This window comes from Kribbella albertanoniae (genome assembly GCF_004348455.1).
Taxonomy (GTDB): domain Bacteria; phylum Actinomycetota; class Actinomycetes; order Propionibacteriales; family Kribbellaceae; genus Kribbella; species Kribbella albertanoniae.
The window spans coordinates 1-13,427 of sequence record NZ_SMKA01000003.1; the positions used below are offsets into that span (position 1 = coordinate 1).

The window sequence follows — 13,427 nt, forward strand, 5'->3', positions numbered from 1 at the left end:
CCCTCCCGGGGCGGGGCCTGGGGGCTCCGCCCCCAGAAAACACAAAAGCGATTCCAAGTCCGCGCAGTTTGCGGACAGGAATCGCCAAGAATCGCGCGCCCCCGGCAGGATTCGAACCTGCGCACCCGCCTCCGGAGGGCGGTGCTCTATCCCCTGAGCTACGGGGGCTCAGGAACGAGGTGAACATTAGCAGCATGTTCCTGCCATCTCCGAATTGGGGCGCACGGTGTGGGGTAGAACTCGGCCATGCGCAAACTGGGGATCGCTCTGGTGGTCATGCTTGTTGCCGTGATGTGGCCGGCACAGGCTCATGCTGTCGACGGATGGCGGTTGGTGGGGTCGGACAACGCCCGGCCGCTCGACGAGGGGCAGGGGCTTGCCACGGTGACTCGTGGCAGCACAACGCAGTACCGGTACACGGGGAGTGCGACCATCCCGCTCGACCTTCTGATCGGCGGCTGGAACCACGTCGGCGATCCGGGTGCGGCACAGGGCTGGTACGTCGAGCCGTACCAGCGTGACGACCGGGGCGGGAAGCTGTTCCGGGTGCAGTCGCCGACGGGTGCATGGTCGAACTACAAGCACGCACTGGAGTCGTGGGAGGCGACGAACAACAGTTGGTCGGCGGTGTCGCCGGACACGCGGTGGATGGTGAACGGCGAGTGGGGCACGATGGATCGCCTGCTGGCCTTCCCGATGCCGGGTGTCGGTGCGACGAACCCCGCGCAGAACCTGCCACTCGCCTCGAAGGTCAACCTCGATCGCCACGTGCGCGACGTACAGGGCTGTGATTTCGTGACGGCGACTCGGCTGCTGTGTGCGTCCGACGATCCGGCCGGGACTTTGTTCGGTACGACGAAGCCGTTGCTGCAGGTCGATCTGTCCGGACCGGTCGGTGCGGCCGATGTGACCGGGCAGGTCACGTCACTCGGCCAACTCCCGCTCAAGAGCGGCTGCACCGGAACCTTCGAGGTCGAGGGCATCGACTACTTCGAGCCGGACGGAACGCTCCGCGTCATCGTCCTCTCGCCCAGCGTCTGCATCACCACCGACAGCAAGACCTACCGCTTCCAGCGCTGACACCACACCCACGAGCTCACCGCAGCACGCCCGGCCGGCCCGGAGCAGTCCGCCCGGACTTCGACGTCCCGCCGGCCGTCGAGGCGACCTTGGGCACGGGTCAACCATTTCCCACCCGGGAATGTGGTTGGTGGGTGCTCAAGGTGGTCTTGGTTGGCGACGTTGGGCACCGTTCAACCGGTTCCGCGGTCGTGATGTGGTTGGTGGGTGCACAAGGTCGCGGCGTGGTGCTGCCGCGTCCAGCGATAGATAGCCGAAGGGCGTAGGGGCTGTCCCTGAAGGGACCCTGGAAGAGCGGTGCGGCGGGATCGGACCGGGGCGGACTGGCGTCATAGTGGTTGTAAGTCCAACCACGAAAGGACGTCGGTTCTGATGGCTAGCTCTCTGGTTCGCCCGTCGCACGGTCGCTGGATCGGCGGTGTCTGCGCCGGACTGGCCCGTAGGTTCGGCACCACCCCGAACACGATGCGGCTGATCTTCGTGATCAGCTGCCTGATTCCCGGGCCGCAGTTCCTGATCTACATCGCACTCTGGATCATGATGCCGGCTGAGAAGTACTGAGCTGGGAAGTACTAATCTGACTCTCCATGAGAGCAGGTGTGAGGACAGCCGCTCTGCTCCTGGTGAGCATTGCTGCGGCCGGCTGCGGGGTGAGCCCCGCCAAGCCGGCCGCGGCCGATCTCCGCACCACGGCCCCGCCCTGGGACGCCCCGCGGGACGCGGTCTCCTACATCGACAAGGCCGGTTTCGAGCGACTTCCCCTCGACTTCTCCGGCCCGGCGCCGTACAACCTGCGCCTGAAAGTCACCCTGGACGGCAACCCCGTCCAGATCCCCGCCGGTATCGGCGTCGACCGCGTCCGCGCCGAACAGGCCGCCGTACACACGCACCTGACCGGCGGCCTGATCTTCGTCGAGGCCAAAACCGCCGCCGAGCGCCCCACCCTGGCCCAGTTCTTCACCCTCTGGGGCATCAAGTACGACGAAAAATGCCTCGCAGACGCCTGCCGCAACCTGAAGATCACCGTCGACGGGCAACCAGCGCCGTGGGACGTCCCGTTCACCGGTGGGGCCAAGATCACGGTGAGTGTCGACCGCTAACGCCGTACCGGGCTGTGGATGGTGGTTCCAGACAACGGACGGTTCGCCATTAGGCTGGGGCGGTGACTCCGGAACAGCTCGCTGAGAAGATCCTGCAGGCCCTGGCCGCGCTCGCTGCCGACGGCACCCTTGCCGTCGAGGGTGGGCTGCCTGGCGAGCTGAAGGTCGAGCGACCCAAGAACCCCGAGCACGGGGACTATGCGACGAACGTGGCGATGCAGCTCGGTAAGCGGGCGGGGATGAATCCGCGCGCGTTCGCGGAGCTGCTGGCGGCGAAGCTGCAGGACGACGAGGCGATCACCGAGGTGTCGATCGCGGGGCCGGGCTTCCTGAACGTGCGGGTGGCGGCCGATGCCCAGGGCAAGATCGCGCAGTCGATCGTGGATGCGGGCCCGGCGTACGGGTCGACCGACACGCTGCACGGGCTCGCGGTGAACCTGGAGTTCATCTCGGCGAACCCGACCGGCCCGCTGCATCTGGGGCACACCCGGTGGGCGGCGGTCGGGGATGCGCTGGCGCGGGTGCTGACCGCGGCCGGGGCGAAGGTGACGCGCGAGTTCTACATCAACGACCGCGGCAACCAGATGGACAAGTTCGGCGAGAGCCTGAAGGCGGCGGCGCACGGCGAGCCGATCCCCGAGGACGGCTACCACGGTGAGTATATCGGTGAGCTGGCCCAGCGGATCGTCTCCGAGGTGCCCGCGATCCTGGAGCTGCCGGTCGCCGAGCAGTCGGTCGCGTTCCGCGAGGCGGGGTACGAGCGGCAGCTCAAGGAGCAGCAGGACCAGCTGGAGCACTTCCGGACCAAGTTCGACGTATGGATGTCGGAGCGCAGCCTGCACGAGCAGGACGGTGTCGGCCACGCGATCGAGAAGCTCCGCGAGCAGGGCCACCTGTACGACGCGGACGACGCACTGTGGATGCGGACGACGGACTTCACCGACGACAAGGACCGGGTGCTGATCCGGACCAACGGAGAGCCGACGTACTTCGCCTCCGACGCGGCGTACTACGTGAACAAGCGGGAGCGCGGTTTCGAGGTCTGCATGTACCTGCTCGGTGCGGACCACCACGGCTACGTGAACCGGCTGAAGGCGATCGCGGCCTGCGCCGGCGACGACCCCGAGCGCAACATCGAGATCCTGATCGGCCAGCTCGTGAAGATCCTCAAGGGCGGCGAGGAGATGCGGCTGTCCAAGCGGGCCGGCACCATCGTCACGCTGGCCGAGCTGGTCGAGGAGGGCGGCGTCGACCCGCTCCGCTACACGCTCTGCCGCTACCCGGTCGACTCGCCGCTGACGCTGGACATCGAGGAGATGACCAAGCAGGTCAGCGAGAACCCGGTCTACTACGTGCAGTACGCGCACGCCCGGCTGGCCTCGATCCTGCGCAACGCCGACGAGCTCGGCATCAAGCTGGACGAGTTCGAGCCCGGTCTGCTCAGCCATGAGCGCGAGGGTGACCTGCTCCGCGCGCTGGCCGAGTTCCCGCGGATCGTCGCGACGTCGGCCGAGCTGCGCGAGCCGCACCGGGTCGCGCGCTACCTCGAGGACACCGCCTCGGCGTTCCACAAGTTCTACGACAGCTGCCGGGTGCTGCCCCGCGGCGACGAGGAGGTGGAGCCGGTGCACAAGGCTCGCCTGACCCTGGTGTCCGCGACGCGGACCGTCCTGGCCAACGGGCTCGACCTGCTCGGTGTCTCCGCCCCGGAGCGGATGTGAGGTCCCACGAGGCGGGTGCGCTGCACTCCCAGGCCGGCCACCGCGCGCCGCCCTGGCTGAGCGCTCCGCGTGATGTCAACGACCTGGTCCCGCAGCTGTGGTCGTCCACGGCGAAGAAGTCCGGCGAGGGCTCGCTGGTCATCGGCGGTGTCGACGTCCGCGATCTGGTCGCCGAGCACGGCAGCCCGGCGTACGTGCTGGACGAGGACGACTTCCGGACTCGCGCCCGCGCGTTCAAGAACGCGTTCAAGGACTTCGACGTCTACTACGCAGGCAAGGCCTTCCTCAGTACGACGATCGTCCGCTGGGTGATGGAGGAGGGGCTCAACCTCGACATCTGCAGCGGGGGAGAGCTGGCCGTTGCGCTCAAAGCCGGTGCGGACCCGCAGCGGCTGGGGTTCCACGGCAACAACAAGTCCGAGTCCGAGCTGGCCCGCGCGCTGGACGCCGGGGTCGGCCGGATCATCGCCGACTCGCTCTACGAGATCGACCGGCTGATCGAGCTGAGCCGCGAGCGTGGCATCACCGCGCCGGTGATGGTCCGGGTCACCGCGGGCGTCGAGGCACACACCCACGAGTACATCGCGACCGCCCACGAGGACCAGAAGTTCGGCTTCTCGATCACGTCCGGCGCGGCCTTCGAAGCCGTTGCCCGGGTCAACGAAGCACCCGAGCTGGAGCTGCTCGGCCTGCACTCGCACATCGGTTCGCAGATCTTCGACTCGTCCGGGTTCGAGGTGGCTGCGAAGCGCGTGATCGCCTTGCACGCAAGGGTTTCCGAGGAGCTCGGCGTGGACATGCCGGACCTCGACCTCGGTGGTGGTTTCGGGATCGCGTACACCACCCAGGACGACCCGTCGGACCCCGCGCAGCTGGCCACCGAGATGGGCAAGATCGTCGAGCACGAATGCCGTGCCTTCGAGGTCGCCGTACCCAAGGTCTCGATCGAGCCCGGCCGCGCGATCGTCGGCCCGGCGATGTGCACGGTCTACTCGGTCGGCACGGTCAAAGAGGTCGAGCTCGACAACAACGCGGCCCGCACCTACGTGTCGGTCGACGGCGGCATGAGCGACAACATCCGTGCCGCCTTGTACGACGCCGACTACTCCTGCACGTTGGCGAATCGGTACTCCGATGCCACGCCGACCCTGGCCCGCGTCGTCGGCAAGCACTGCGAGTCCGGGGACATCGTCGTGAAGGACGAGTTCCTGCCGGGTGACGTCGCCCCGGGCGACCTCGTCGCCGTACCGGGGACGGGCGCGTACTGCCGGTCGATGGCGAGCAACTACAACCACGTACCGCGGCCGCCGGTGATCGCGGTCAAGGACGGTCAGACGAGAGTCGTCGTACGCCGGGAGACCGAGGACGACCTGTTGCTGCTGGACATGGGAGTCGAAGGATGAGCCAGAAACCACTGAAGGTGGGCCTGCTCGGTTGTGGTGTGGTCGGCACTGAGGTGGTGCGGATCCTGACCGAGCGGGCGGATCATCTGGAGGCCCGGGTCGGCGCGCGGCTGGAGATCGCCGGGATCGCCGTACGGCGGGCCGGCCGCGACCGCAATCTCCCGGTCGACCCGGCGTTGATCACGACCGACGCCCAGGCGCTGGTCTCGAGCGGCGAGCTGGATCTGGTGATCGAGGTGATCGGCGGCCTCGAACCCGCCCGCACCCTCATCCTGACCGCGCTGGAGCACGGAGCTTCGGTCGTCACGGCGAACAAGGCGCTCCTGGCCGAGGACGGCCCGACGCTCTTCGCGGCCGCCGAGAAGTACCAGCGTGACCTGTACTTCGAGGCCGCCGTGGCCGGTGCGATCCCGATCCTGCGGCCGCTGCGCGAGTCGCTGGCCGGTGACGACGTGACCCGGGTGATGGGCATCGTCAACGGGACAACGAACTTCATCCTGGACAAGATGGAGTCGACCGGTGCCGGCTTCGACGAGGCGCTCGAAGAGGCGCAGGCCCTCGGGTACGCCGAGGCCGACCCGACCGCGGACATCGAGGGCTTCGACGCGGCCGCCAAGGCGGCCCTGCTGGCCAGCCTGGCCTTCCACACCAGGGTCTCGATCGCCGACGTGCACCGCGAGGGCATCACCGAGGTGACCGCGACCGATATCGCCTCGGCCCGTGAGATGGGCTGTGTGGTGAAGTCGCTGGCGATCTGCGAGCTGGACGAGCTGACCGATTCGGTCAGCGCCCGGGTCTATCCGGCGATGATTCCGCTCACCCACCCGTTGGCCAGTGTTCGCGATGCGTACAACGCCGTTTTCGTGGAATCCAAAGCGGCCGGCGAGCTGATGTTCTATGGTCGTGGTGCCGGCGGCGCCCCGACGGCCAGTGCTGTCCTCGGGGATCTCGTGTCCGCCGCGCGCAACCGGCTCAAGGGTGTGCCGGGGGTCGGCGAGTCGTCGTACACCCAACGGGCCGTCCGCCCGGTGGGCGACGCGGTGACCCGCTACCACGTGTCCCTGGACGTGGCCGACAAGGCCGGTGTCCTCGCGGCAGTGGCCCAGGCCTTCGCGGAGCACGACGTGTCGATCCAGACCGTGCGCCAGGAGGGCCGGGGCAGTGACGCCGAGCTGGTGGTCGTCACGCACCGCGCGACCGACGCCGCGTTGTCCGCGACCGTGGAGGCCTTGCGCGACATGGACATCGTTCGTGAAGTCAGCAGTGTGATGCGGGTAGAAGGCGAGTAGGACATGGCCCACCAGTGGCGAGGCGTGATCGAGGAATACCGCGACCGGCTTCCGGTCTCGACGGACACTCCGGTGGTCACGCTCGGCGAGGGCGGTACGCCGCTGGTGGCCGCGCAGTGGCTGAGCGAGCAGACCGCGTGTGAGGTCTGGCTGAAGGTCGAGGGGAACAACCCGACCGGCTCCTTCAAGGACCGCGGGATGACGGTGGCGATCTCGCTGGCCGCGCAGGCCGGTGACAAGGCAGTCGTCTGCGCCTCCACCGGGAACACGTCGGCGTCGGCCGCAGCGTACGCGGTCCGTGCCGGGATGCTGCCACTCGTGCTGATCCCGGCCGGTCGGATCGCCAAGGGCAAGCTGGCGCAGGCCGTTGTGCACGGCGCCAGGCTGGTGTCGATCGACGGCAGCTTCGACGACTGCCTGCGGATCGTTCGTGAGCTGGGCAAGCACTACCCGGTCGCCCTGGTGAACTCGGTGAACCCGGTCCGTCTGGAAGGTCAGAAGACCGCGGCCTTCGAGGTCTGCGACGCGCTCGGTGACGCCCCGGATCTGCACCTGCTGCCGGTGGGCAACGCGGGCAACATCGCGGCCTACTGGAAGGGCTATCAGGAGTACGCGAAGGACAAGTTGGCCACGAAGAAGCCGCAGATGTGGGGTTTCCAGGCCGAGGGCGCGGCGCCGATCGTGCGCGGCGCGATCGTCGAGAAGCCGGACACCGTGGCGACCGCGATCCGGGTCGGTAACCCGGCGTCCTGGACACTGGCCGAGGCCGCCCGGGACGAGTCCGGCGGCCGGATCGAGATGCTCACCGACCAGCAGATCCTCAGCGCCCAGGGTGAGCTCGCGGCCAAAGAGGGCGTCTTCGTCGAGCCCGCGTCGGCGGCCGGGGTCGCCGGTCTGCTGCACGCGAAGGCGCAGGGCTGGCTGCCCGGCGGCTCGACCGTGGTGATCACGGTCACCGGCCACGGCCTGAAGGACATCGACACCGCCCTCGACCACGCCAAGGCGGATGAGACTCCGGTCACGCCTGCGGACACCGACGCGGTCGCTCGCGTTGCCGGTCTCGTCTGACATGGGCGAGGGTGGCCGCCCCTGCGACCAGGTGCGGGTGCGCGTCCCCGCGACGAGCGCGAACCTCGGCCCCGGGTTCGACGCCTTCGGGCTCGCGCTCACCCTGTACGACGAATTGGTCGTCACCCCGGGTGGTTCCGGGGTGACCGTCCACGTGTCGGGGTGCGGGGCGGACGACGTACCGCTGGACGAGTCGCACCTCGTGGTCCGGTCGATCCGGGCCGGTCTCGAGGCGCTCGGAGTGCAGGTCCCTGGTTTCACGCTGCGATGTGAGAACCGGATCCCGCACGGGCGTGGGCTCGGATCGTCGTCGGCCGCGATCGTCGGTGGCCTGGCCGCGGCGTACGGGTTGGCCGGTGAGCCGGTGGATCGGGAGCGATTGCTCCGGATGGCGAACGAACTCGAGGGTCATCCGGACAACGTGGCGGCTGCCGTGTATGGCGGATTCACCGTTGCCTGGCTCGATGGGGACGATGGAAAGGCAGTCCGGCTGGACCCTTCGGACGGCCTTGGCGCGGTCGCGTACGTGCCGGCGAACCGCGTGCTGACGAAAGAAGCCCGCGGATTGCTGCCGAGCGCCGTACCGCATGGTGATGCAGCAGCGAATGCCGGTAAAGCAGCCCTGCTCGTCGTGGCGCTGACGCAGCGGCCGGATCTGCTGCTGACGGCGACCGAGGACCGGCTGCACCAGGAGTTCCGGGAGCCGGCGATGCCGGAGAGCCTGGCGCTCGTGCACAAGCTGCGGGGGAGTGGGCTGGCCGCGATCATCAGCGGGGCCGGGCCGACGGTTCTGGTGGTGGGCGGCCGTGAGCGGACCTGTCCGGCCCCGCCGGACGGCTGGGAGCGGCACGACCTGCGCGTCGATCCAGTCGGCGTACAGGTCTGGTCGATGGAGGCCGGGTGAGCCGGGGAATAGCGGGGAACTGACACGCGTTGAACCCCCTGAGCCAGGCGTACGACCCCTCGGGGTGCTAGTCTCGACTCACCCGATCCCCTCCAGGTGATCGGTGAACTCTCGTCACGATCCGGGCTGTGCTCCCGGCACCCTGTGTTGTGTGGCGACCCCCCTGTGAACGTGATCTTGCGCCGCCTGCGCCGGGGATGTCCGGGGGGACTCAGATCGAGCGAGAGTCTCTTGAACCCCACGTGCCACTTCGTTCGGCCGTGGGCGCTGAAACGGTCGATGGTGCTGTCGCACCTCGACGATCCGTGTGGGAAGGACCTCACGTGACAGAAACTGTTGAAGCCTCCAGCTCCGACGCCGCGGCTGGTGCCGCGACGCGTCGCCGCAAGGCTGGTGGCGGCCTCGAGGGCATGCTGCTCCCCGAGCTCAAGCAGCTCGCCGGGACGCTCGGCATCAAGGGCACCGGCGCACTGCGCAAGGGCCAGCTGATCGAGGCGATCAAGGCCGCCCAGACGGGCGGCTCTTCCAGGGCGAAGGCGACCCAGCCCACCCTGGACGAAGGCGCTGACGCGCCCGCCAAGAAGCAGGCTCCGGCCAAGCGTGAGGGCGGCAGCCGCCGGACCCGCGCCGCCGCAGCGGCCACCGAGGCTCCCGCTGCCGAGGCCCCGAAGGTGGCCGAGCGGCAGCAGCCGGCTCCGGTCGTCGAGCGCGCTCCGGTCGTCCAGAGCGCTCCGACCAGCGAGAGCGCTCCGGCCGTCGAGGCGCCCGCGGCGCAGAACGGTACGGCCGTCGAGGCCCGGACCGAGCAGACGGCCGACCGTGAGCAGAGCCGGGACCGCAACCGCGAGAGCCAGGGCCGCGACCGGGACCGCAACCGCGACACTCAGCGGGACACCCAGAACCGCGACGGCAACCGCGAGAGCCAGGGCCGCGACCGTGACCGGAACCAGGGTCGCGACGGCAGCCGGGACGGCAACCGCGAGCAGAGCCGGGACCAGAACCGCGACCAGGGTCGCGACAACCGGCAGCAGGACCGGCAGCAGGACCGGCAGCAGGAGCAGGGTGGCGAGGAGGGCGACAGCCGTCGCCGCCGTCGCCGGGGCCGCGACCGGGACCGCAACCGCGACGGCCAGCCGGTCACGTCCGGGCGTGAGTCGGGCCGCGACGCCGGCCGCGAGTCGGGTCGTGATTCCGGCCGCAACCGTGGCCGCGGCGAGCGGTTCGACCCGGAGCCGACGATCAGCGAGGACGACGTGCTCGTCCCGGCCGCCGGCATCCTCGACGTACTGGACAACTACGCGTTCGTCCGGACCAGCGGCTACCTGCCCGGCCCGAACGACGTGTACGTCGCCCTCTCCATGGTCAAGCGCTACGGCCTCCGCAAGGGTGACGCGATCACCGGTGCGGTGAAGCAGCCGCAGGAGGGTGAGCGCAAGGAGAAGTTCAACCCGCTGGTCCGGATCGACACCGTGAACGGGTCGGACCCGGAGATCGCCAAGCAGCGGCAGGACTTCAACAAGCTGACCCCGCTGTACGCGACCGAGCGGCTCCGCCTCGAGACCGAGCCGGGCATCCTGACCACCCGGATCGTCGACATCGTCAGCCCGATCGGCAAGGGCCAGCGCGGCCTGATCGTCTCACCGCCGAAGGCCGGTAAGACGATGGTGCTGCAGGCGCTGGCGAACGCGATCACCACGAACAACCCCGAAGTGCACCTGATGGTGGTGCTGGTGGACGAGCGGCCCGAAGAGGTCACCGACATGCAGCGCACGGTCAAGGGTGAGGTCATCGCCTCCACCTTCGACCGTCCGGCCGACGACCACACCACGGTCGCCGAGCTGGCCATCGAGCGCGCCAAGCGGCTGGTCGAGCTCGGCCACGACGTCGTCGTACTGCTCGACTCGATCACCCGGCTCGGCCGCGCGTACAACATCGCGGCCCCGGCCAGCGGCCGGATCCTGTCCGGTGGTGTCGACTCCTCGGCGCTCTACCCGCCGAAGCGGTTCTTCGGTGCGGCCCGCAACATCGAGGACGGCGGCTCGCTGACCATCCTCGCCACCGCGCTGATCGAGACCGGCTCGAAGATGGACGAGGTGATCTTCGAGGAGTTCAAGGGCACCGGCAACATGGAGCTCCGGCTGCGCCGCGAGTTCGCCGACCGGCGGATCTTCCCGGCCATCGACGTCGTCGCCTCCGGCACCCGCCGCGAGGAGCTGCTGATGAGCAAGGACGAGACCCAGGTCGTCTGGAAGCTGCGCCGGGTGCTGTCCGCCCTCGACGGCCAGGCCGCCCTGGAGCTGCTGATCGGCAAGCTCAAGGAGAGCAAGTCGAATATCGAGTTCCTGCTCCAGGTCAACAAGACCACCCCGTCGGCCGGCAGCACCCACAGCACCACGAACGGCGACTGAACCACCCCTGATTACCGGTTTGCCACCGCAAAGTGGCAAACTGGTACGTCGGTTCCGGTTCACGTTCACGCCGTGGACGACCCGGAGCACCTGATTCCTAGGAGATTGTCTTGAAGAGCGACATCCACCCGACCTACGTGGACACGAAGGTGACCTGTTCCTGCGGCGCGCAGTTCGAGACGCGCTCCACTGCGGAGAGCGGCTCCATCCACTCCGACGTGTGCTCGCAGTGCCACCCGTTCTACACGGGCAAGCAGAAGATCCTCGACACCGGCGGCCGGGTCGCGCGCTTCGAGAAGCGCTACGCAGCAAAGAAGTAGATACGAAACCTCTGGGCGAGGTGTGCCTGCCGATAGCGCAGGCCACCTCGCTTTCGCGTGTTGTGCGGCTTCGCCGCGAGCGGGGGCTTCGCCACCCGCACCCCCTTTGCGCGGGGTGAATGCTTGTTCGTATCCGAGAGGAGGAGTGCGGCATGTTCGAGGCGGTTCAGACGCTCAAGGCGGAGTACGCCGAGCTGGAACGGCAGATGTCCGACCCGGAGCTGCACTCCGACCAGGCGAATGCGCGGCGCGTCGGCAAGCGGTATGCCGGGCTCGCGCCCGTCGTACGGACGTATGACGAGTGGCTGCAGACGGCGGATGACATCGAGGCCGCGAAGGAGCTGGCGGCTGAGGACCCGGCGTTCGCCGAGGAGGCCGTGAAGCTGGCCCATCGGCGCGACGAGTTGGCCGAGAAGCTGCAGATGCTGCTGGTGCCGCGCGACCCGAGTGACGACAAGGATGCGATCCTCGAGATCAAGGCCGGTGAGGGTGGCGACGAGTCCGCGCTGTTCGCCGGGGACCTGCTGAAGATGTACCTGAAGTACGCCGAGTCGCAGAACTGGAAGACCGAGATCATCGACGCCGCCGACTCCGATCTGGGCGGGTACAAGTCGATCACGGTCGCGGTCAAGGCGAAAGGCACGCCGGAGCCGGGCGAGGCGCCGTACGCGAAGCTGAAGTTCGAAGGCGGCGTGCACCGGGTCCAGCGGGTGCCGGTGACCGAGTCGCAGGGCCGGATCCACACGTCGGCGGCCGGTGTCCTGGTGCTGCCGGAGGCCGAGGACGTCGACGTCGAGATCGACCTGAACGACCTGCGGATCGATGTGTTCCGCTCGTCCGGTCCCGGTGGGCAGAGCGTGAACACGACCGACTCCGCCGTCCGGATCACCCACCTACCGACCGGCATCGTGGTCTCGATGCAGAACGAGAAGTCCCAGCTGCAGAACCGCGAGCAGGCGATGCGCGTGCTGCGGTCCCGGCTGCTGGCGGCTGCGCAGGAAGCGGCCGACCAGGAGGCGTCCGACGCCCGCCGGTCGCAGATCCGGACCGTCGACCGCTCCGAGCGCGTCCGCACCTACAACTTCCCGGAGAACCGGTTCTCCGACCACCGGGTCGGCTACAAGGCGCACAACCTGGACCAGGTGCTCGGCGGCGACCTCGCCCCGGTCATCCAGGCACTCACCGAAGCCGATCTGACCGCACGGCTCGAGGCCGTCGACTCCAAGTGAAGGCTCTGATCGCCGCGGCCGCGGACCAACTTCGGGCGGCTGGGGTTGCGTCGCCGGAGTTCGATGCGGCCGAGCTGCTCGCATTCGTCACCGGTTCGAGCCGGTTGAATCTGCGGGCGCCTTCCGACGCGGAGCGCCGTACCTATGACGAGTTGATCGCGCGGCGCGCTGCCCGTGAGCCACTGCAACACTTGACCGGTACGGCGGCCTTCCGGTACCGCGAGCTGGCCGTCGGACCGGGGGTCTTCGTGCCGCGTCCGGAGACCGAGGTGATGGTCGGCTGGATCCTGGACCGGATCGCCTCCGTGCAGTCCCCGCTCGTGGTCGACCTGTGCTCGGGTTCCGGCGCGATCGCCGGCGCGGTCGCAACCGAGCGACCGGACGCCGTCGTACATGCGGTTGAGCTGTCACCCGAGGCGTGCGTCTGGGCCCGCCGCAACCTGGCCGGCACCGGCGCCACCCTGCACGAGGGCGACATCGACGGCTGCCTGCCCGAGCTCGACGGCACGGTCGACGCCGTCATCAGCAACCCGCCGTACATCCCGCTGACGGCCTGGGAGTCGGTGACCGCCGAGGTACGTGACCACGACCCGGCGTTGGCGCTCTGGTCCGGCGACGACGGCCTCGACGAGGTCAAGGTCGTCGCGGTGACCGCAGCCCGCCTGCTCAAGCCCGGCGGCTGGTTCGCCTGCGAGCACGCGGACGTGCAAGGCGAGTCCGCCCCCGCCGTCTTCGCCGCCACCGGCCACTTCACCGAGGTCCGCGACCAGAAGGACCTGGCCGGCCGCCAAAGGTTCGCGACCGGCCGCAGAATCTAGCGCCCGAACGCCGCCGCCCGCCTCGGCTGTGGTTAAACGTTGTCATCACGGTCGAAAGTCTCGCTTGTGAACCGTTGATCGCGCAGG

At 68.8% G+C, this 13,427-nt stretch carries 12 protein-coding genes and 1 tRNA gene; 12 read left to right on the plus strand and 1 reads right to left on the minus strand.

From position 1 onward, the window contains the following. Positions 1-96 precede the first annotated feature (96 nt). Positions 97-168 (minus strand) — tRNA-Arg (locus E1261_RS01450). A gap of 78 nt (positions 169-246) precedes the next feature. Here E1261_RS01450 and E1261_RS01455 point away from each other — a divergent pair. The 12 genes from E1261_RS01455 (at position 247) to prmC (ending at position 13,340) form a co-directional block, all read left to right on the plus strand. Further along, on the plus strand, positions 247-1,080 hold the full coding sequence (locus tag E1261_RS01455; protein ID WP_132400510.1) for a hypothetical protein: 834 nt from the start codon (positions 247-249) through the stop codon (positions 1,078-1,080). 372 nt (positions 1,081-1,452) lie between these two features. Beyond that, positions 1,453-1,641 carry a PspC domain-containing protein gene (locus E1261_RS01460; protein ID WP_132400513.1) on the plus strand — a complete coding sequence of 63 codons (189 nt, stop codon included), beginning with the start codon at positions 1,453-1,455 and terminating at the stop codon, positions 1,639-1,641. Between the two features lie 26 nt (positions 1,642-1,667). Then, entirely contained in the window at positions 1,668-2,180 is a 513-nt protein-coding gene (locus E1261_RS01465; protein ID WP_132400516.1) for a hypothetical protein, read from the plus strand. A 62-nt stretch (positions 2,181-2,242) separates the two neighbouring features. Then, the gene (argS, locus tag E1261_RS01470) at positions 2,243-3,901 is read left to right on the plus strand and encodes an arginine--tRNA ligase (protein ID WP_132400519.1); all 1,659 of its coding nucleotides are present in this window, start codon (positions 2,243-2,245) and stop codon (positions 3,899-3,901) included. Beyond that, positions 3,898-5,304 (plus strand): diaminopimelate decarboxylase, encoded by a 1,407-nt coding sequence (lysA, locus tag E1261_RS01475; RefSeq protein ID WP_132400522.1) that lies wholly within the window; start codon positions 3,898-3,900, stop codon positions 5,302-5,304. Before argS ends, lysA begins: the two co-directional genes overlap by 4 nt. Further along, positions 5,301-6,593: a homoserine dehydrogenase gene (locus E1261_RS01480; protein WP_132400525.1), complete on the plus strand. Its 1,293-nt coding sequence runs from the start codon at positions 5,301-5,303 to the stop codon at positions 6,591-6,593. Before lysA ends, E1261_RS01480 begins: the two co-directional genes overlap by 4 nt. Positions 6,594-6,596: 3 nt before the next feature. Beyond that, a complete protein-coding gene (gene thrC / locus E1261_RS01485) occupies positions 6,597-7,661 on the plus strand; it encodes a threonine synthase (protein ID WP_132400528.1) in 1,065 nt (354 codons plus the stop codon). Between the two features lies 1 nt (position 7,662). Beyond that, entirely contained in the window at positions 7,663-8,565 is a 903-nt protein-coding gene (thrB, locus tag E1261_RS01490) for a homoserine kinase (RefSeq protein WP_132400804.1), read from the plus strand. 323 nt (positions 8,566-8,888) lie between these two features. Beyond that, complete coding sequence (gene rho, locus E1261_RS01495; protein WP_132400531.1) at positions 8,889-10,973, plus strand: transcription termination factor Rho; 2,085 nt, start codon at positions 8,889-8,891, stop codon at positions 10,971-10,973. A gap of 110 nt (positions 10,974-11,083) precedes the next feature. Then, positions 11,084-11,293: a 50S ribosomal protein L31 gene (rpmE, locus tag E1261_RS01500; RefSeq protein ID WP_132400534.1), complete on the plus strand. Its 210-nt coding sequence runs from the start codon at positions 11,084-11,086 to the stop codon at positions 11,291-11,293. A 152-nt stretch (positions 11,294-11,445) separates the two neighbouring features. Continuing rightward, positions 11,446-12,522, plus strand: coding sequence for a peptide chain release factor 1 (gene prfA, locus E1261_RS01505; protein ID WP_132400537.1), 1,077 nt, complete (start codon positions 11,446-11,448; stop codon positions 12,520-12,522). Beyond that, positions 12,519-13,340, plus strand: coding sequence for a peptide chain release factor N(5)-glutamine methyltransferase (prmC, locus tag E1261_RS01510; RefSeq protein ID WP_132400540.1), 822 nt, complete (start codon positions 12,519-12,521; stop codon positions 13,338-13,340). Before prfA ends, prmC begins: the two co-directional genes overlap by 4 nt. Positions 13,341-13,427 lie beyond the last annotated feature (87 nt).

Bases quoted from the DNA above. Each gene is read 5' to 3' on its own strand.
- E1261_RS01455 (WP_132400510.1), top strand. From the start codon at position 247: ATGCGCAAACTGGGGATCGCTCTGGTGGTCATGCTTGTTGCCGTGATG.
- E1261_RS01460 (WP_132400513.1), top strand. From the start codon at position 1,453: ATGGCTAGCTCTCTGGTTCGCCCGTCGCACGGTCGCTGGATCGGCGGT.
- E1261_RS01465 (WP_132400516.1), top strand. From the start codon at position 1,668: ATGAGAGCAGGTGTGAGGACAGCCGCTCTGCTCCTGGTGAGCATTGCT.
- E1261_RS01480 (WP_132400525.1), top strand. From the start codon at position 5,301: ATGAGCCAGAAACCACTGAAGGTGGGCCTGCTCGGTTGTGGTGTGGTC.
- thrC (WP_132400528.1), top strand. From the start codon at position 6,597: ATGGCCCACCAGTGGCGAGGCGTGATCGAGGAATACCGCGACCGGCTT.
- thrB (WP_132400804.1), top strand. From the start codon at position 7,663: ATGGGCGAGGGTGGCCGCCCCTGCGACCAGGTGCGGGTGCGCGTCCCC.
- prfA (WP_132400537.1), top strand. From the start codon at position 11,446: ATGTTCGAGGCGGTTCAGACGCTCAAGGCGGAGTACGCCGAGCTGGAA.